The 20,407-nt window shown below is 72.5% G+C and carries 10 protein-coding genes; 1 reads left to right on the top strand and 9 read right to left on the bottom strand.

The genetic code is table 11. The features are described from left to right. Window positions 1-4: 4 nt before the first annotated feature. From ACH4C6_RS19150 to ACH4C6_RS19135, 4 genes are all read right to left on the bottom strand, one after another. Window positions 5-6,154: an amino acid adenylation domain-containing protein gene (locus ACH4C6_RS19150; RefSeq protein WP_398109752.1), complete on the bottom strand. Its 6,150-nt coding sequence runs from the start codon at window positions 6,152-6,154 to the stop codon at window positions 5-7. A 279-nt stretch (window positions 6,155-6,433) separates the two neighbouring features. After that, entirely contained in the window at window positions 6,434-7,681 is a 1,248-nt protein-coding gene (locus tag ACH4C6_RS19145; protein WP_398109751.1) for an ATP-grasp domain-containing protein, read from the bottom strand. 609 nt (window positions 7,682-8,290) lie between these two features. Continuing rightward, window positions 8,291-9,820 carry a helix-turn-helix domain-containing protein gene (locus ACH4C6_RS19140; protein ID WP_398109750.1) on the bottom strand — a complete coding sequence of 510 codons (1,530 nt, stop codon included), beginning with the start codon at window positions 9,818-9,820 and terminating at the stop codon, window positions 8,291-8,293. A gap of 83 nt (window positions 9,821-9,903) precedes the next feature. Beyond that, window positions 9,904-10,104, bottom strand: coding sequence for a DUF4236 domain-containing protein (locus ACH4C6_RS19135; RefSeq protein WP_398109749.1), 201 nt, complete (start codon window positions 10,102-10,104; stop codon window positions 9,904-9,906). A 319-nt stretch (window positions 10,105-10,423) separates the two neighbouring features. On the opposite strand from ACH4C6_RS19135, the gene ACH4C6_RS19130 reads away from it, so the two are divergent. After that, window positions 10,424-13,273 (top strand): aconitate hydratase, encoded by a 2,850-nt coding sequence (locus tag ACH4C6_RS19130; protein ID WP_398109748.1) that lies wholly within the window; start codon window positions 10,424-10,426, stop codon window positions 13,271-13,273. Window positions 13,274-13,381: 108 nt separating this feature from the next. Here the strand turns inward: ACH4C6_RS19130 and ACH4C6_RS19125 are convergent, their stop codons facing one another. The 5 genes from ACH4C6_RS19125 to ACH4C6_RS19105 all read right to left on the bottom strand — a co-directional run bounded on the left by ACH4C6_RS19125 (window position 13,382) and on the right by ACH4C6_RS19105 (window position 20,402). Continuing rightward, window positions 13,382-14,650 (bottom strand): sugar ABC transporter permease, encoded by a 1,269-nt coding sequence (locus ACH4C6_RS19125; RefSeq protein WP_398109747.1) that lies wholly within the window; start codon window positions 14,648-14,650, stop codon window positions 13,382-13,384. Next, window positions 14,641-15,420 (bottom strand): ATP-binding cassette domain-containing protein, encoded by a 780-nt coding sequence (locus tag ACH4C6_RS19120; protein ID WP_398109746.1) that lies wholly within the window; start codon window positions 15,418-15,420, stop codon window positions 14,641-14,643. Before ACH4C6_RS19120 ends, ACH4C6_RS19125 begins: the two co-directional genes overlap by 10 nt. Before the next feature lie 14 nt (window positions 15,421-15,434). Continuing rightward, window positions 15,435-16,514: a sugar ABC transporter substrate-binding protein gene (locus ACH4C6_RS19115; protein WP_398109744.1), complete on the bottom strand. Its 1,080-nt coding sequence runs from the start codon at window positions 16,512-16,514 to the stop codon at window positions 15,435-15,437. Beyond that, a complete protein-coding gene (locus ACH4C6_RS19110) occupies window positions 16,511-19,273 on the bottom strand; it encodes a SpoIIE family protein phosphatase (protein WP_398109743.1) in 2,763 nt (920 codons plus the stop codon). Before ACH4C6_RS19110 ends, ACH4C6_RS19115 begins: the two co-directional genes overlap by 4 nt. A gap of 280 nt (window positions 19,274-19,553) precedes the next feature. Further along, window positions 19,554-20,402 (bottom strand): SDR family NAD(P)-dependent oxidoreductase, encoded by an 849-nt coding sequence (locus ACH4C6_RS19105; RefSeq protein WP_398109742.1) that lies wholly within the window; start codon window positions 20,400-20,402, stop codon window positions 19,554-19,556. Between the last annotated feature and the right edge of the window lie 5 nt (window positions 20,403-20,407).

Genomic DNA, 20,407 nt, shown 5'->3' with positions numbered 1-20,407 from the left:
CCTTTCAGGCGGACGGCTGGCGGCGCGCGCCGACGCCGTCCACACACGTCTCGATCAGGTCGGTGGTGTCGCCGACGGAGCCGCCGGGGTCGTCGGCGATCTGCGTCAGGACCGCCTCGTACAGCCGCCCCAGTCCGTCGACCACGCGCTGCGGGAGGAGCCGGCCGTCGGCGTTGAGGGTGATCTCCAGCGCGCCACCGTCCGGGTCGCGGCCCACGGTGGCGAGGTACGGCGCGTCCGTGTGCTCGAACCACCGGACACCGGTGAGGTGCCCACCGCCGTGGGCGTCCGTGTACGCCGGGAAGTCCGTGTAGTTGAACAGCGCGGAGTAGCGGGGCCAGTCGTCGGGGCTGTCGCCGCTCGCGGCGCAGCGGCGGTGGGCGAGGGCGCGCATCTCGAACGCGAACACCTGGTCGATGAGCTCCGGCCACGTCTGGTTCCCGACCCGGACCCGGTGCGGCTGGAAGTTGAGGAACATCCCGACCAGGTCCTGCGCGTCGTCGGTCTCGGGGCGACCGTGCGTGAACACCCCCGTCAGGACGTCCGGTTCGCCCGTGGCCAGGGCCAGCACCTTCACATGTGCCGCCAGCAGCAGGTACTTGAGCGGGTGGCCCGTTCCGCGCGCGATCTCGCGCAGCCTGCCCTCCCGCTCGGCCGGCAGGACGACGGTCGCCTCGGCCCAGCGGGATCCGCCGTCGGACGGGTGCTGGGGCAGCCGTGCTCCCGGGTGGCCCGCGAGCACGTCGCGCCAGAACGCGCGCGACTCGGCGGAGGTGCGGGCCGCGGCCTCGGCCAGGGCGTAGGCGCGGAACGAGCCGGCCGCTCCGCCGGACCGGACGGGCCCGTCCCCGGACACCGCTCCGGCGCCCCCGGCCCGGGAGGCGTAGGAGAGAAGGAGGTCCCGCACGAGCAGGGAGAGGCTCCAGCCGTCGACGACCGCGTGGTGGAAGCTCATCGACAGCACGAAGCCGTCCGGCGCCGTGCGGTGTGCCGCGAAACGTATGAGACCGGGACGCTCCCACTGGAAGCCCGAACCGCGTTCCCTCGCGAACCACTCGTCGGGCGCCGAGGGGTCGTCCACGGCGTCGACCACGGTGAGATCGGGTTCGACCGAGGCGTACACGAGCTGCCGGGGAACGGGCGCCGCCAGGTCGACGGCGGCTCGCAGGGTCTCGCAGGACTCCATCATCCGCCGCAACCCGGCCCGCAGCAGCCCGGCGTCCAGGGGCAGCGCCACGGAGTAGGCGAACACGTCGTGGTAGGCGGACTGCGCGGGATCCCGCCGCGTCGCCCTGATCATCCGCAGCTGGGTGGTGGTGAGCGGATAGGCGTCGACCACTCCCGGGGCGAGCCCGTCCCGCGACGCGCCCGAGGTGTCCTGGGTGCCGCCCGCCGTCCCCGTGGTCCCGGGCCCGGACGCCGCCAGCCTGCGGACGAGGGCCCGTACCGTGCGCGCCTCCATGACGTCCCGCAGTTCGGCACCGGGGTGGCTCCGGCGCAGCTTGGCGAGGATGCGGATGGAGCTGATCGAGTCCACTCCCGCGTCGAGGTAGTTCTCCTCCACCCCGATCGTCTCGCTGCCGACCACCTTCGCGATGATCGCGCAGACGGCACGCTCCGCGGCGAGCGCGGCACCGTCGGCCGGCTCCTGCCCCGCGTACCGTTCCAGAGCGGCGAGGAACTCGCCTGCGTACTGCTCCGCCGTCGAGGTCTTGATCCGCGCCGCGTCGTGGGACACGGCCAGCTCCGTCCCTCCGGCGAAGTGGTCGCGGTGCACATGGACCGTCATCGGGAAGCTGGTGAGCTCGAAGTACCGGGCGCTCTCGATCGACACCGCCTCCCCCTGGTCGCCGGCCGGCGCGTAGGAGCGGAAGTCGGTGTAGTTGAAGACCACGTCGAAGAGCGCTCCCCCGTGCTGCCGCTCGATGTCGGCGAGGGGGAACCGCTGGAGCGGGACGAGCGCCCGCTCCCGCTCGAAGACCGAGGCCGGCAGGCCCGCGTCGTCCGGCTCGCCCACCTCGACGGGCAGCGGAAGGGTGTTGAGGAACAGGCCGACCATCTCGCTACCGCCGGGCACCTCCGGACGACCGTTGCCGACCAGCCCGGTGATCAGGCGCGAACGGCCGGTCAGACTCGCCAGAGCGGCGCAGTGCGCTGCCAGGTACAGCGACTTGAGCGGCAGACCGCGGGCCGCGGCGCTCCCGCGCAGCCGCTCCTCCAGCTCGGAGGGAACGGCCCGCTCCAGCACGGCCGTCTCGATCGCCGACGGCGCCGCGGAGCCGAGGTCGCCGGCCAGCAGGGTGGCGGAGAAGCCGTCGAGCATGCCGTGCCAGGCGTCCCGGTCCGCCGGACGCCGTGCGCTCGCACGCTCCAGCGCCACGTAGGTGCCGTAGCCGGGATCCGGGGTGTCCCCGGCCGCCGGGCCTGCGGGGAGCCCGGCGCAGCGGCGCCGGATCTCCTCGACGACGAGGGCGACGCTCCACCCGTCCAGGATCAGGTGGTGGAACGAGAAGGCCAGATTGACCCGGCCCTCTCCCCGCAGGTGGACGCGGAAGCGCAGGGGCGGCCTGCCGAGGTCCAGCGGGCGGTGCTTCTCGTCCTCGATCCACCCCTCGATCACCCCGTCCTGCGCGGTGACGGGCAGTCCGGTGAGATCCACGACCTCCACGGACGGTACGGCCACGGCCGCGTCCGGGCGGAGCACCACCTGGAGCGGTTCGTCGTAGTGCTCCAGATCGAAGAGCGACCGCAGTTGGGGATGGCGGGCCACGGTCTCCCGCACGGCACGGGTCAGTCCGGCCGGATCGGCCACGCCGGCCAACTCGTAGTCGAAGATGTCGTGGTAGACGGGCGAGGTCTCGTCGAGCAGCGAGTGGTAGATCATGCCCGACTGGAGCTTCGTCAGCGGCCAGGCGTCCTCCACCGCCGCCGGGAGCGCCCGCCTGTCGTCCTCCGACAGCAGCCCGAACGCCTCGGTGACCGCCGGTTCCGGTGACGCCGGGTCCCGGCGGGGCAGCGAGGCGGCGAGTTCCGCGATCGTGGTGTGCGCGAACACCTCGCGCAGGTTGACCTCGTACCCTGCCGCACGCAGCCGGGAACTGACGCGCAAGGCCGTGATCGAGTCTCCGCCGAGGGCGAAGAAGTTGCTGTCCGCGCCGACCGGTGCCCGTAGTCCGAGGACCTCCGTCCAGGCTCGGGCCACGTCCTGTTCGGCGGTGGTGGTGAGCGGCCGCACGGCCTGGCCGGCCGGTGCCGGGTGGGCCGTCGGCGCCGGCAGCGCACGCCGGTCCAGCTTGCCGTTGGGTGTGGTGGGCAGCCGCGGGACCTCGACGAGGTAGTGCGGCACGAGGAACTCGGGCAGCAGCGTGCGCAGCCGGGCCCGCAGGTCCTCGGGGTCGAACGCGGAGCTCACGACGTAGGCCGCCAGTGCCTGCGTGGGACCCGAGGTGTCCACGATCACGGCCGCGTCCTGGACGGCGGGCAGGTCGCGCATGACCGCGGCGATCTCGTCCGGCTCGACCCGCAGACCGCGCAGCTTGACCTGGTTGTCGATGCGTCCCAGGTACTGGATCTGACCGTCCGGCAGGAACCGGGCCAGGTCGCCGGTGCGGTAGAGGCGGGCGCCCGGTTCCGTTCCGTAGGGGTCGGGGACGAACATCCGCGCGTTGAGGTCGTCGCGCCGGTGGTACCCGGTCGCCACGGCGACACCGCCGATGCACAGCTCGCCCGGAACACCGATCGGCTGGAGCCGCAGATCCCGGTCCAGGACGTAGAGCCGCACGTTGTCGATGGGCTTGCCGATCGGGACGAGCTCTCCCGGGTAGTCGGTCCGGCAGGGCCAGTGCGAGACGTCGATCGCGGCCTCGGTCGGGCCGTAGAGGTTGTGCAGTTCGCAGGAGGGGAGCGTGGCGGCGAAGACCTCGATGGTCTTGCGCGGGAGCGCCTCGCCGCTGCAGACGACCCGCTTGAGCGGACCGCAGTACCGGGCCAGTTCCTCCGCCTCGAGGAACACGTTCAGCATCGAGGGGACGAAGTGCACGGTCGTCACGCCCCGGGACCGGATGAGTTCCTTGAGGTAGTCGGGGTCGCGGTGCCCGCCGGGCCGGGCCACGACGATGGCGGCCCCGGTCATCAGCGGCCAGAAGAACTCCCACACCGAGACGTCGAAGCTGTACGGGGTCTTCTGCAGCACCCGGTCCGCCGCGGCGCCGCCGGCCAAGGGGAAGGCCGACTGCATCCAGTGGAGCCGGTTGGCCAGCGCCTCATGGCGGTTGATCACACCCTTGGGCTGCCCGGTGGAGCCCGAGGTGTAGATCATGTACACGGGCGAGTCGGGGCCGAGGTCCCGGACGGGATCGGTGTCGTCCTCTCCGTCCAGGGACGCGTCCGGCAGGACGAGGACCCGGGCGGCGGCGCCGCCGAGCGCGGCGCGGTGGCGCTCCTGGGTGAGGATCAGCGGGACGCCGGCGTCCTGGATCATGAACTCGATGCGGGCGGCCGGGTATTCGGGGTCGATGGGGACGTACGCGCAGCCCGCCTTGACGATCGCGAGCAGCGCGACGACCATCTCCGCCGAGCGCTCCATGAAGACCCCGACGAAGGGGCCGGACCCGGTCGTGCCGAGGGTGCTGCGGATGCGGTGCGCCACCTGGTTGGCCCGCCGGTTCAGCTCCTCGTACGTGTACCTCTCGCCGTCGAACTCGACGGCCAGGCTGCCGGGACTCCGCCGGACCTGTTCCTCGATGACGTCGGCGACCGTGCCCTGCGGGTGGGCGACGCGGGTGTCGTTCCAGTCGCCGAGAATCAGGTCGCGTTCTTCGTCGCGCGTCATCGACACGGTGCCCACCGGCGCGTCGACGCCGGCGTCGGCCAGCGAGGTCAGCAGCCGGAGGTAGTTGCGCAGGAGCCGCTCGGCGGTGTCCCGCGTGAACAGGTCCGTGTTGAACTCGAGCTCGAACTCGTACGCGTCGTCCGCCCGGCTGACGTACAGCATCAGGTCGAACTTGGCGGCGGTGCGGCGTACGGGGTGGTGGACGGAGGCCGACCCGGGGCCGAGGTCGAGGGAGGGACGGCCGTCGAGCAGCGTGAGCATGGTCTGGAAGACGGGGTTGTGGTTGCGGGCCCGCTGGGCACCGAGCGCGTCGAGCACCTTCGGCAGGGGCGCGTCGCCGTCGTCCAGCAGCCGCTCGGCGGCTTCCCGGGCGTGGGACAGCAGGGTGCGGAAGGTGTCGTCCGGGTCCACCGGCACGTACAGGGGCAGGGTGTTGACGTAGCACCCGACCTGTTCCAGGTCCTCGGGGTTCGGCCTGTTCAGCACCGTGGTGCCGATGGCGAAGCCTTCCTGCCGGGTGTAGCGGTGCAGCAGCAGCGCGTACGCGGCGAGAAACACCGGGAAGGCGGTGCTGCGGCAGGTGCGGGCGCACTCCTTCAGCAGCGGTTCGACGTCCGCACCGGGCATGCGGAGGGTCAGGCTGTCGCCGCGGAACGTCTGCCTGGCCGGGCGCGGACGATCCAGCGGCATGCCGAGCAGGTCCGGGGCGTCGGCCAGCGACCGGCGCCAGCGCTCGACCGCGGCGGACCGCCCCCCGTCCGCGTCCGCCGACCGGCTCTCCGCGACGAAGGCGCGGAACGCGGCACCGGACACGGGCCGTCGGGGCAGGCGTCCGTCGTCCACCAGGGCCCGGTAGTTCTCCGCGATCTCGTCGAGGACCAGGCGGATGCTCCAGTCGTCGACGACGATGTGATGGGCCGTCAGGCCGAGCAGCCAGGTGCTGCCCGGCAGCGCCACCACGACCGCCCGCAGCAGGGGTGCCGAGCCCAGGTCGAACGGCCGCCGGTGGTGCTCGGCGAGGAGCTCCTCCGCCCGGGACCGGGCCTCGGCGCCGGACAGGTCCCGCAGGTCGACCACGGCCGTGGTGTCCGCCGGGGCGTTCCCGTCGGCGAGGTGGACGCGGGCCCGCGGCCCGCCGGGGGTCTCGTGGAACGACGTACGGAGGGCGTCGTGCCGCAGGACGGTGGCGTGGACCGCGCGGCAGAACGCGTCCGGATCGAGGTCACCGGACGTCTCGAAGGCCACCGACTCGTTGTACGCGGGCTCGTCGGAGCCGGCGAGCTGCTGAAAGAGCCAGAGGCTTTCCTGGGTGTACGAGAGCATGCTTGTGCCTGTGTCCGGTTCCCCGGCCATACCGCACTCCAAACTCAGAACGATGGTGGGCTCGTCGACGTGACGAGTGATGTGGATGCAAGGGATCCGCTCCCTGCCGCACGGGGCCCGGCGCGCTGCGTTCCGGACGCGTGCTCGGTGCGGTGCCGTCCGGGGGACGGGCGGAGTGCCGCCGTCCGTGTCCGGGCACGACGACCGGGCCGGCCTGACCGGCGCAGCGGGGCCGCTGCGGCGGGACCCGGCCGGAGGGCCGGATCCCGGACCGCGCGGTCAGGATGCGGTGACGCCCTTGTGGAACGGGTCGAAGACCTCGTCGTAGGGACGCAGGATCGAGCTGAGCGTGTCCGGCGCGTCGGAGCCCGGACAGTCGCCCTTGAAGGGCTCGGTCTCGATCGAGATGTGTGCGGCGGCCGTGCGCGCCAGACGCACGGCGGCGCCGGCGTCGTCGGCATGGACGACGACGTGCCCGCAACGATCGTCCGACCAGCGGAGTTCGGGCACGGTGTCGCCGGTCTCCACGCTCACGGACACCTCGACCACCCCGTCGACGGCGCGCGCCGCCTCCAGGCCGGTGACGGAGGTGACGACCCCCGGGGTCGCGGTGAGGAAACGGATGGCGGCCGCGCCGCGCGCGGGGTGCAGCCGACCGTCCAGGGGCGCACCGTCGCCGACGAGGCGGTAGGTCGCCTCCTCCATGTCGACCCCGTACACCATCCTGACGAGGTCGTTGATCCGGTCCCCTCCACGACGGGTGTGGGACTCGACGATCCGCGGCCCCTCGTCGGTGAGGATGATCTCCGTGTGCGACGGGCCGTCCTCCAGGCCGACGGCGTCGAGGAGCCGTACCGTCAGCTCGCGGATCCGGTCGAGCTGATCCCCCTCCAGGGGCGCCGGGGTGACGTGTCCCAGCTCCACCGTGCCGCTGTCGGTCTCCTTGGCGGTCACCGCGATGATCGTGTGCCGCCCCGCCTCGGAGAAGGCCTCCACGCTCAGTTCGGGCCCGACCAGAAGTTTCTCGACCTGGAACTCGCCGAGTTCGAACTCCTGGCACCAGGCCCACACCGCGTCGACGTCCTCGGCGGTCTCGATCCGGCGCACTCCGAGGCTGCCCGAACCCTTGGTCGGCTTGACGATGGACGCCCCGTGGGAGGCGACGAACGCCCGGAGTTCCGCCTGCGTGGGATCGACCGCGTAGGGAACGGGACCGATGCCCCGCTCGTTCAGCAGCGCCCGCATCGCGGCCTTGTCGTGCAGCAGCCGCGCACATCGTTCCGAAGTGCCCGCGATGCCCAGGGTGTCGGTGAGATGACCGGCGACCAGCTGGGCCGCCTCGGTCTGCGTGATGATCCGTGTGATCGGCGCGATCCGGTGCAGCGCGGTGGCCATCGCGACGGCGCTGGGCACGTCCTGGTAATCCACCAGGGCGAGCTGCTCGCAGTGCGGAATCAGTTCCGGGTCGAATTGTGAAGGCTTTTGCAGATAGGCGACATCCACGCCCGCAGACTTCGCCTTTGACACTAATCGGATGCTGTCCCCAATGACCAGCACACGCCCCCGTGTCACGATCATCCCCCGTTTCAGATCGTTCTTCCCACTAGCCGTCGGCGAGGTTAGCACAGGCCCGTCGGCCGACCCAGGGGTTCTGGTGGGATCCGCCGACGGCCGACCAGTACAGGCCTCCCACCTGCTGGAACAGTCGGTTGGCGACGGGAGATATTCGCTTTGCCGACAGTGTTCCGTAACTGTTCGGTGGCGAAGTTCCGCTTCCGTTTCCCTCTCTGCCGGATGGCGCGATCACGTCGCCAGGCAGAGGGCTGTCCGATGCCTTTCGGTCAATTGCTCGACAGGGGTTGCGGATGGCGGTCGGCAATGTCCTGAGGAAGGCGGGACGTGCCCCGGGTGCTGCGCTCGGTGGCTGAATTCGCTGGACCACCGAAGTCGTTCGCGCAGTCCGTGACACCGGTGGCGCGGTGGGAGGCACCGGTGGTGCGGTGGGAGGGGGGTGCGGTTCCGGGTGAGCGTCCGCCGTCCGGTCGGAGGTGCCGCGGATGTCTGAAAGCACCGCTTCTCGCCCCCTGCCCGCGGGCGTGCGCGCAGGGTGCGAGAAGGTGCCGCGGTTCTGTCCGGTCAGATGTCCCGGAACGTCTCGATCTGCGCCCCGATCGAGTTCAGCCGCTCCGCCAGGTCCTCGTACCCCCGGTTGATGACGTACACGTTGCGCAGCACCGACGTGCCCTCGGCCGCCATCATCGCCAGCAGGACGACCACTGCGGGGCGCAGGGCCGGCGGGCACATCATCTCGGCGGCGCGCCAGCGGGTCGGGCCCTCGACCAGGACACGGTGGGGGTCCAGCAGCTGCAGCCGGCCGCCGAGGCGGTTCAGGTCGGTGAGGTAGATCGCGCGGTTGTCGTAGACCCAGTCGTGGATGAGGGTCTTGCCCTGGGCGACCGCGGCGATGGCCGCGAAGAACGGGACGTTGTCGATGTTCAGGCCGGGGAACGGCATGGGGTGGATCTTGTCGATCGGCGCCTCCAGCTTGGAGGGCCGGACGGTGAGGTCCACCAGCCGGGTGCGGCCGTTGTCGGCGAAGTACTCCGGCGTGCGGTCGTGGTCGAGCCCCATTTCCTCCAGGACCGCCAGCTCGATCTCCAGGAACTCGATGGGCACGCGGCGCACCGTCAGCTCCGACTCCGTCACGACGGCCGCGGCCACCAGGCTCATCGCCTCGACCGGGTCCTCGGAGGGGGAGTAGTCCACGTCGACGTCGATGGTGGGCACGCCGTGCACGGTGAGCGTGGTGGTGCCGATGCCGTCGACCTTGACGCCCAGCGCCTCCAGGAAGAAGCACAGGTCCTGGACCATGTAGTTGGAGGAGGCGTTGCGGATGACGGTGGTGCCGTCGTGCCGGGCGGCCGCCAGCAGCGCGTTCTCGGTCACCGTGTCGCCGCGCTCGGTCAGCACGATGGGCCGGTCCGGGACGGTCGAGCGGTCCACCTGCGCGTGGTACTGCCCCTCGGTCGCGGCGATGTCCAGGCCGAAGCGGCGCAGTGCGATCATGTGCGGCTCGATCGTGCGGGTGCCGAGGTCGCAGCCGCCGGCGTAGGGCAGCTTGAAGTGGTCCGCGCGGTGCAGCAGCGGGCCGAGGAACATGATGATCGAGCGCGTGCGGCGGGCGGCGTCCGCGTCGATCGACGCGAGGTTCAGCTCGGCCGGCGGCACGATCTCCAGGTCGACGCCGTCGTTGATCCAGCGGGCGCGCACGCCGATGGACGCCAGCACCTCCAGCAGGCGGTAGACCTCCTCGATGCGGGCGACGCGGCGCAGCACCGTGCGCCCCTGGTTGAGCAGGGAGGCGCACAACAGCGCCACGCACGCGTTCTTGCTCGTCTTCACGTCGATGGCACCGGACAGGCGCCGCCCGCCGACGACCCGCAGATGCATCGGACCGGCGTAGCCGAGGGACACGATCTCGCTGTCGAGGGCTTCCCCGATCCGCGCGATCATCTCAAGGCTGATGTTCTGATTGCCGCGCTCGATCCGGTTGACCGCGCTCTGGCTGGTGCCGAGCGCCTCCGCCAGCTGCGACTGGGTCCAGCCCCGGTGCTGCCGGGCGTCACGGATGAGCTTGCCGATGCGTACGAGGTAGTCGTCTGCCATGGGGTTGAGGTTATCTCAGATATGAGATGGCGCCCGCCCGGGGGGCCGTTCGGGTGATGAACCGTCAACCCCGCCCGGCAGCCTCAGCGTCGCGACGTGCGGGTGGTGCGCCGCCATCCGAAGGGTCCGGGCAGATCCATCGACGTCGTGCGGCGTCCCGTGCTGCTGCGGGTGTAGCGCGGGCCGTTCTTGCCGCCGCCGGTGGTGATGGACCAGGAGCGCTTGTTGATGTTCAGCCGCACCCCCGGAAGAATCCGGAAACTCTTGCGGAACGTGAGGGGCATTCAGGGCCTCCTTCCGGTGTTCACCGGGCCCTTCCCGGTTCCGTTCGCTTACCCCGGGTTCCCGGATGGATGGCAGGCGGGATCGGACCTCGCCGCACATCGCATGGAGTCCGCCGCGCATCGCATGGAGTCCGCGGCACATCTCATGGAGTCCGGGCATGACGCTCCGGCCCTCGTGTACTAGAGTTATCTCGACATCGAGATATCTGCCGAGAAGCACCGCACGCCGCCACTCGGTAAGGGTTACCTAACTTAGCCTTACCTTAGCGGATCGGTCGAGATGCCGTGGCGGCAGGATCGTGGTGGTACGCGCACATCAATGAAGGAGACTGTCGTGTCGGCGAACAGCTTCGACGCCCGCAGCACGCTGCAGGTGGGCGACGAGTCGTACGAGATCTTCCGGCTGGACAAGGTGGAGGGCTCGGCCCGCCTTCCCTACAGCCTCAAGGTCCTGCTGGAGAACCTGCTCCGCACCGAGGACGGCGCGAACATCACCGCCGACCACATCCGCGCTCTCGGCGGATGGGACTCGCAGGCCCAGCCCAGCCAGGAGATCCAGTTCACGCCGGCCCGCGTGATCATGCAGGACTTCACCGGCGTGCCCTGTGTCGTTGACCTCGCCACCATGCGTGAGGCCGTCAAGGAGCTGGGCGGCGACCCGGCGAAGATCAACCCGCTGGCCCCGGCCGAGCTGGTCATCGACCACTCCGTCATCGCCGACAAGTTCGGCACCAACGACGCGTTCAAGGTGAACGTCGACCTGGAGTACGGCCGCAACAAGGAGCGCTACCAGTTCCTGCGCTGGGGCCAGACCGCCTTCGACGAGTTCAAGGTCGTCCCGCCGGGCACCGGCATCGTGCACCAGGTGAACATCGAGCACCTGGCCCGCGTCGTGATGGTCCGCGACGGCAAGGCCTACCCGGACACCCTGGTCGGCACCGACTCGCACACCACCATGGTCAACGGCCTCGGCGTGCTCGGCTGGGGCGTCGGCGGCATCGAGGCCGAGGCCGCCATGCTCGGCCAGCCGGTCTCCATGCTCATCCCGCGCGTCGTCGGCTTCAAGCTCACCGGTGAGCTCCAGCCCGGCACCACCGCCACCGACCTGGTGCTCACCATCACCGAGATGCTGCGCAAGCACGGCGTGGTCGGCAAGTTCGTCGAGTTCTACGGCGAGGGCGTGGCCGCGACCTCCCTGGCCAACCGCGCCACCATCGGCAACATGTCGCCGGAGTTCGGCTCCACCGCCGCGATCTTCCCGATCGACGACGAGACCCTGAACTACCTGAAGCTCACCGGCCGTTCCGAGCAGCAGGTCGCGCTCGTCGAGGCGTACGCCAAGGAGCAGGGCCTCTGGCTGGACCCGAAGGCCGAGCCGGACTTCTCCGAGAAGCTGGAGCTCGACCTGTCCACGGTCGTCCCCTCCATCGCCGGCCCCAAGCGCCCGCAGGACCGCATCGAGCTGTCCCGCGCGGCCGAGCAGTTCGGCGCCGACGTGCTCAACTACGTCGACGCCGGCGTCACGGGCGGCGACGACCGCAAGGCGGGCGTCCCGCAGCAGGAGCAGCCGCACGGCGTGCAGTCCCCGGTCGACGAGGCGTCCGCCGAGTCCTTCCCGGCCTCCGACGCCCCGGCCTACGGCAGCGACGACAACGGCGCCGGTGCCCCGCAGCACTCCGCCGTCGTCGCCGACTCCGGCCCGTCCAACCCGGTGCGCGTCACGGCCCCCGACGGCTCCTCCTACGAGCTGGACCACGGCGCGGTGACGGTCGCGGCCATCACCTCCTGCACCAACACCTCCAACCCGTACGTCATGGTCGCCGCCGCTCTGGTGGCCAAGAAGGCGGTGGAGAAGGGCCTGACCCGCAAGCCCTGGGTCAAGACCACCCTCGCCCCGGGCTCCAAGGTCGTCACCGACTACTTCGAGAAGGCGGGCCTGACCCCCTACCTCGACAAGGTCGGCTTCAACCTCGTCGGCTACGGCTGCACCACCTGCATCGGCAACTCCGGCCCGCTGCCGGAGGAGGTCTCCAAGGCCGTCAACGACAACGACCTCGCCGTCACCTCGGTCCTCTCCGGCAACCGGAACTTCGAGGGCCGCATCAACCCCGACGTCAAGATGAACTACCTGGCGTCCCCGCCGCTGGTCGTCGCCTACGCGCTCGCCGGCTCCATGAAGGTGGACATCACCAAGGACGCCCTGGGCACCGACCAGGACGGCAACCCGGTCTTCCTGAAGGACATCTGGCCCTCCGAGGCCGAGGTGAACGACGTCGTCGCCAACGCCATCGGCGAGGACATGTTCGCCAAGTCCTACGCGGACGTCTTCGCGGGCGACGCCCAGTGGCAGGCGCTGCCGATCCCGACCGGCGACACCTTCGAGTGGGACGGCGAGTCCACCTACGTGCGCAAGCCCCCGTACTTCGAGGGCATGACGATGGAGACCACCCCGGTCTCCGACATCTCCGGCGCCCGGGTGCTCGCCAAGCTGGGCGACTCGGTCACCACCGACCACATCTCCCCGGCCGGTGCCATCAAGGCCGACACCCCGGCCGGCAAGTACCTCACGGAGCACGGCGTCGAGCGCCGCGACTTCAACAGCTACGGCTCGCGCCGCGGCAACCACGAGGTCATGATCCGCGGCACGTTCGCCAACATCCGCCTGCGCAACCAGATCGCGCCGGGCACCGAGGGCGGCTACACCCGCGACTTCACGCAGGCCGACGCGCCGGTGTCGTTCATCTACGACGCCTCGCAGAACTACCAGGCCGCCGGCATCCCGCTGGTCGTCCTGGCCGGCAAGGAGTACGGCTCCGGCTCGTCCCGCGACTGGGCGGCCAAGGGCACCGCGCTCCTCGGCGTCAAGGCCGTCATCGCCGAGTCGTACGAGCGCATCCACCGCTCGAACCTCATCGGCATGGGCGTGCTGCCGCTGCAGTTCCCCGAGGGGCAGACCGCCGAGTCCCTCGGCCTGACCGGCGAGGAGACCTTCTCCATCACCGGCGTCACCGAGCTGAACGACGGCACCACCCCGCGCACGGTGAAGGTCACCACCGACACCGGCGTCGAGTTCGACGCGGTCGTCCGCATCGACACCCCGGGTGAGGCGGACTACTACCGCAACGGCGGCATCATGCAGTACGTGCTGCGCAGCCTGATCCGCAAGTAGGCCGCACCGCAGTGCGGCGCAGGGCCGCGTCCCCGGGTGACCGGGGGCGCGGCCCTCGCCGTTACCCGGGGTGCGGCGCCGGAAAGTCACGGGGTGCGCCGCGGACGGTCAGGGATGGTCCCGGGCCCGGGAGCGCCGGGACAGGGCGTCCACCGCCACGGCGGCCAGCAGCACCCCGCCCGTGATCATGAACTGCACCGCGTCCTCGACCCCCAGCAGCGCCATCCCCGAGGCGAGGGACTGGATGACCAGGACGCCCAGCAGCACCGACCAGGGCGATCCCCGCCCGCCGAACAGGCTGGTCCCACCGATCACGGCCGCCGCGATCGCGTTGACCAGCAGCACCCCGGAACCGGCGGCACGCGCGGTCGTCGGACTCGCCGAGGTCAGGCCCGACGCCACGAACAGCCCGCCCACCGCGGCCAGCGTTCCCGACACCATGAACATCGCGATCCGCACCCGGTCCACCCCGACGCCCGCCCGGCGCGCCGCCTCCACACCGCCCCCCAGCGCGTACACCCGGCGTCCCCAGCGGGTGCGGCGCAGCACGTAGTCCGACACCACCAGGACCACCAGGAAGATCAGCAGCGCCAGCGGCAGCCCCTGGAAGCGGTTGAGCGTGTGGGCCGCGGCGAAGGACACCACGGCCAGCAGCGCCGTCCGCAGCCAGACACCGCCCCACGGCCGGTACGGCATCCCGGCGGCCCGGTGCCGGCTGCGCCTGCGGCCCGCGGCCAGCAGGTACCCGGCCGTGCCGAGCGCCGCGACCGCGTACGCCGCCAGGTCGTTGCCGAAGTGCCTGCCGGTCAGCGAGGCGACCAGCCCTTCCTCGTCGATGGTGATCGTGCCGCTCGCGCCCAGCAGGTACAGCGTGAGCCCGTTCCACACCAGCAGCCCCGCCAGCGTCACCACGAACGCGGGCACGCCGACCCAGGCGAAGAACGCGCCGTGGAAGGCACCCACGGCCGTGCCCACGGCCACCGCCACCACCACGGCCAGCCACTCCGGCACACCCTGGTTCACGTTCAGCACGGCGAACGCGGCCCCCGCCAGCCCGCTGACCGACCCCACCGACAGATCGATCTCGCGGATCAGCAGCACGAACACGATGCCCACGGCCACCAGACCCGTCCCGACGACGTCCACGCCGATGTTGGACAGGTTGCGCGGCGAGAGGAACTTGTCGTCCAGCGCCTGGAACACGGTACAGATCACGATCAGCCCGGCGACGACCAGCAGCGGCCCCCGCTCGCCGTCCCGCACACCGCCCAGCACCCGGGCGGCGTACGCCCGCAGACCGTCCCGCCGGGCGCGCGCCGCCGGCCGCGGACCGGTGGTGACCGGCCCCGGGGACGGGCCGTCCCGGCTCACGGCCACGCCTCCCCGCCGCCCTTCGCACGGTGGGCGACGGCGTTGTCCGCGGCGCCGGTCACCGAGGAGATGATCTGCTCCTGCGTCACGGTGCTCACGTCGAACAGGCCGTTGTTGCGGCCCAGCCGGAGCACCGCCACGCGGTCGGCGACGGCCTTGATGTCGCCCATGTTGTGACTGATCAGGATGATCCCGAGCCCGCGGTCCCGGACCTCCTCGACGAGGTCCAGCAGATGGCTCGTCTGCTCCATCCCGAGCGCCGCGGTCGGCTCGTCGAGCAGCAGCACCCTGGGCGAGCCCATGAGCGAGCGGGAGATCGCGACCGCCTGGCGCTGCCCGGCCGACAGCGTCGCCACGGGCGCCCGTACGTCGGGGACGCGGATCGACAGCGCGCGCATCAGATCACGGGCCCGGCGCTCCATCTCCACCTCGTCGAGGATGCCCGCCCGGGAGATCTCCCGGCCGAGGAAGAGATTGCCCACCACGTCCAGGTTGTCGCACATGGCCAGGTCCTGGTAGACGGTCGCGATGCCCAGGGCGTGGGCGTCGTGGGGGCGTCTGATCTGCACCGGGCGCCCCTCCCACTCGATCACGCCCCGGTCGGCCGGACCGACCCCGGAGACCACCTTGACCAGCGTGGACTTGCCCGCGCCGTTGTCGCCCGCGAGCGCCACGACCTCGCCGGCCCGGACCCTGAGGTCCACGTCCACCAGCGCCTGCACGCCGCCGAACCGCTTGCAGACGCCGCGCAGCACCAGCACCGGGGGACGAGCCACGGGGACCACCTCCCTCACTCGGTGAGCCCGATCCGGGCACAGGCGGACCGGAGTTCCGCGGTGCAGACCTGGTCGACGGTGTACACACCGTCCCGGACGAGGGTCCGGCCGATGTTCTCCCGCGTCACCGGCACCGGCCGGAGCAGCAGGGCCGGGACGTCCTTCGTCGTGGGACTGTCCACGCTCGTCCTCACGAGGGCGTCCAGGTCGTTGCCGCGTGCCAGGGCCACGGCCATGGCGGCGGCCGCCTCGGTCTCCTTGCGGAACGGCTTGTAGACGGTCATGTACTGCTCACCCCGCACGATGCGCCGCACCGCGTCCAGGTCGGCGTCCTGGCCGGTGACCGGCGGCAGCGGTGTGACGCGGGCGCTCTTGAGAGCGGAGACGACACCGGCGGCGATGGAGTCGTTGGCCGCGAGCACCCCGTCGATCCGGTCCGGGCCCAGGGCACTGACGGCGGCCGACATCCGGTCGTGCGCGTTCTCCGCACGCCAGCCCAGGATGTCGTACGACCCGAGGACGCGGACCCGGTCCCGCAGCACGGCCGAGGCGCCCGCCTCGTACCAGGCGGCGTTGGGGCTGGAGGGATCGCCGTTCATCATCACGACACCGCCGCCGACGCCCCGTGCGCCCATGCCCTGCAACAGCGCCTCGCCCTGGAGCCGGCCGACCGTGCCGCCGTCGAAGCTGACGAAGCCGGAAACGGGGCCCTCCGCGAGCCGGTCGTAGGCGACCACGGGGACGCCCTCGCGCCGCGCCTGACGGACCGACGAGCGCAGGGCGCCCGGGTCGACGACGTCCAGGATCAGCACCGAGACACCCCGAGTGAGCATGGCGGCCATCTGCTGCCGCTGCCTGGCCGCGTCGTTCTCGGCGTTGGCGTGCATCACCGTGCAGTCGGGGCACAGCTCCTTGAGCCGCTTCTCGAGCAACGGCTTGTCGGCGTGCTCCCAGCGCGGCACCGCCCGGCTCGGCAGCAGCACCCCGACGGAGAGTCCCTCGCCGCCGCCCCCGTTCTCCGAGCACCCGGCGAGGGACACCGCCAGCAGCGCCGCCAGCAGGGCGACGGCCGCACGCCACGCACGCCCCCTCACCACGGGCCCGCCTCACCGGGCCCCCGCTCCTCCCGCCCCGGCCTGCGCAGCCGCGCCCGCCCGGCGTCCCGGCCCCGCCCCCGGTTCCGGGCGCGGCCCATGCCCCAGCCCCGCCCGCGGCCCCCGTCCGCCCCCTCCCGCGGCCCGGCCTCCGGCTCCTCGTCCGCACCGGGTTCCGGATCCGGCTCGGCCCGGTCGACCACCAGCTCGCTCCACACCTGCTTGCCGCCGCCGACCGGCACCGAGCCCCAGGCCGCCGACACTGCCTCGACGAGGAACAGGCCCCGGCCGCCCGTCGACTCCCAGTCCACGACGACCGGCTTGGCCGGTGCGCGCGGCGAGGAGTCGCTCACCGTCACCCGCAGCCGGTCCGCCGCCAGGGTCAGGTCCACGCGGACGGCGCCCTGCGTGTGCACCAGCGCGTTGGTCACCAGTTCCGACACCACCAGCAGCACGGTGTCGGCCTCCTCGACCACGCCCCACGAGCGCAGGGTGCGCGCGCTGAACCGGCGGGCGTGCATCACCGCGTCCGGCAGCCGCCACACCACCCACCCCGCCCGCACCGGGCGCACGCGCATGCCGTCGTAGCGCAGGAGCAGCAACGCCACGTCGTCCTCGCGGCGGCCCTCCTCACCGAGCAGTTCGTCGGCCATCCGCCCCGGGTCGCCCGGATCGGCCGCGGCGAGCGTCTCGCGCACGAGCCGCATGCCCTCGTCCACCTGGAGGTCGGCCGACTCCACCAGGCCGTCCGTCACCAGCGCGAGCACCGACCCCGGGGCCAGCGCCCGCGCGGTGAGCGGGAAGTCCGCGTCGGCGAGGACGCCCAGCGGGAGCCCGCCCTCGACCGCGATCTCCTCGGTGCCGCCGTCGGGATGCCGCACGAGGGGGGCCAGGTGCCCGGCCCGCACGAACAGCGCGTCGCCCTCCTCCAGATCCAGCTCGACGTAGCAGCACGTGGCGAACAGGTCGGTCTCCATGCCGACGAGCAGCCGGTTCGCGTGCGCGACGACCACGTCCGGCGGATGGCCCTCGACGGCGTAGGCGCGGACCGCGGTGCGCATCTGGCCCATGATGGTCGCGGCCGCGGCGCTGTGGCCCTGCACGTCTCCGATGACCAGGGCCACCTTCGCCTCCGACAGGGCGATCACGTCGTACCAGTCGCCGCCCACCTGCAACCCCCGCCGGGCGGGCAGGTAGCGGGCCACGGCGACGCCGCCGGGCAGCCGGGGGAGGCGGCGGGGCAGCAGGCTGCGCTGGAGCATCGTCGCCAGCTCCTGCTCGGCGTCGTAGGCGTGGGCGCGTTTCAGGGCCTGCCCGACCAGCCCCGCCGTGGCGGTGAGCAGGGCCCGCTCGTCGGGGGCGAACTCGTGCGGTGCGTCCCAGCCGACGAGGCACACACCCGCCACCCGGTTGCGGGCCGGCAGCGGCAGCACCGCGAGACCGCCCGGGCCGATGCCCGTGAGCCCCGGTTCCAGCGCCGCGCCGGCCGGCCACAGGCTCATCCGCCCGTCGCGCAGCGCCGCCTGGAGCGTGGGCAGGGCACCGACGGGCGCGTCCGGCCACTCCGAGCGCCACTCGGTGCGCCACAGCTGCGGCCAGGCAGCGGGCCCCGGCGGATCGAGGACGGTGACGGCGAGCCGGTCCTCCAGCAGCTCGGCGAGCGCGATGCGATCGGCGCCCAGCGGCTCGCGCAGCGCGGCGACGACGACACGGCTGACGTCCCGCACGGTCGTCGCGTCGTCGAGCGCGGCCGTCAGCCACTGGAGCCGGGCCACGTCGCCGGCGCCCCGACGCAGCACGGGCGCCGCGCTCACCACCCCCAGCACCCGCTCCGGGACGCCCTCGGCCCCCTTGCGCACCCGGCACTCCAGCCGCAGCCAGCACAGTTCGCCGGTGGGCCGGCGGATACGGAACTCCAGCTCACGGCGGCCCGGCGCCTGCGCCGACGGTTCGATGACCGACAGCAGGGCGGGGACGTCCTCCGGGACGCTGCACGCGAGCAGGGTGTCGCTCTTGCCGTCGAACGCGCCGTCCGGGATGCCGAGCAGTTCGAGCAGGGCCGGGTCCGTCTCGACCAGCCCCGTGCCGGGCGTCAGCGCGAACGACCCCACGCCCATCGCACGCAGCGCCGAGTCCAGCAGGGGGCTGGGCGCCGACCGGTCGGCCTCGCCCCGCAACCGCCCGGCGACCGCCTCGGCGTACCGCTCCAGGAACTCGCGCTGCTCGGCCCCGAACCCCTCCCCGGTCTCACCCACCAGCAGCAGACACCCCAGCCCCCCGCCCGCCGCCCCCAGCGGCAGCGCCCCGAGGGGCGGGGAGGGGCCTCCGCCCTCCTCCACGCCCCCCGCCCCCTCACGCCACAGGGGCCGCCCGCGCAGACAGGCGTCGACGACCAGGGCTTCCGGCGCACGCGCCCCCGGCCCGCTCGCCCCGCCCCGGCCCCCGCCGGGCGACCCCCGCGGCTGATCGGGAAGCCGCACGTCACGCGCGATCCCGTACCGGTCCGGCTCACCCCCGGCCCACTCCACCGCCCGGAGCCCGGCCCCGCTCCCCGTGCGCACGAACACGGCCGTCAGGGTCACTCCGGCGAACGCCCGGACCCGTCCTCCGGCGGCCGACCCGCATGCCGGACCGGACGGGCGGGGGTGGCCGGACGGGCCGCCGCCACCGTCTGCCGAGGGGCGGGGCGTGCCGGTCCCGCCGTCGCCCGGCGGCTGTCCGCCGGGGTGCGCGGAGCGGGCGTCGCCGTCCTGGGGCATGTGCGCCGCCACCTCCCGTCCGTGCCGCGGCCACCGGCGGGTGGGAGTCCCGGGACTCCGGCGGAGCCGACGCGGACGCGACACGGGACCGGGACCGGCGGCGCCGGACCGCGCCTCCCACGACGGATCCACGCCGCGCATGAGCGGCAGGGCACCCACACCTCAGAATCGCATACCTGAAGAACACCGACATATGGGGCGAGGTGGCTCATCGCGGCGTGGCCGGGACTCAGCGCCGGGCGGGACTACGCGCCGGCCGGGGCTCGGTGCCGGCCGGGGCTCAGTGCCGGGCGGGGCCCTGGTAGCGGGGCGCGAGTGTGCCGGTCGCCGAGGAGCGGAGGCCGAGCTCCGCCGCGACGATGCGGTCCACCGCCTCGCCGTCGACCAGCCCGGGCACGCACACGACCTCGCCGGTCTCCAGGGCCCAGAGAGAGGCGGTCACCACGTCGTCGGCTGGCATGCCCCCGTCGTCGTGCACACGGGGCGCGTCACCGGCCACGGAGTCCTTCCCCTGCGTGAGGTGGAACTCGGTGGCGGTCAGTCCGGGGCACAGCACCTGCACACGAACCGGCGCTCCCTCGAGCTCCGCGGCGAGGGTCCGGCTGAAGGTGACGACGTACCCCTTGGTGCCGCCGTACACCGCCCGCGACGGCAGCGGGTCCGGCGGGAGCGAACCGGCGAAGGCGAGGGTGGACGCCACGTTCACCACGGCACCGCGCCCCCGTGCCAGCATGCCCGGCACGGCCGCGCGAGCGAGGCGCGTGAGAGCCACCACGTTCACGGCCAGCACCTTCTCCAGCAGCGCCGCGTCGGTCTCGGCGAAGGCGCCGTAGCCGTTGATGCCCGCGTTGTTCACCAGCAGCTCGACGTCGTCCCCGGCGGTCCGCCGCGCGACCCGGTCCAGGTCGCGGGCGTCCCCCAGATCGGCGACGACGGTCTCCACCGGTACGCCGTGCCGCCCGGTCAGCTCCTCGGCCAGCGCGCGCAGGCGCTCCGCGCGACGCGCCACCAGCACCAGCCCGTGCCCCCCGGCGGCGAGCCGGCGCGCGTAGGCCGCCCCGATACCGGAGGAAGCCCCGGTCACGACGGCCGTTCCCCGGACGGAACGGGCTTCGGGATGCGTGCTCATGTGGT

The organism is Streptomyces sp. NPDC017943 (assembly GCF_044328425.1).
Taxonomy (GTDB): domain Bacteria; phylum Actinomycetota; class Actinomycetes; order Streptomycetales; family Streptomycetaceae; genus Streptomyces; species Streptomyces djakartensis_A.
This window is presented reverse-complemented; position numbering and strand designations above follow the sequence as displayed.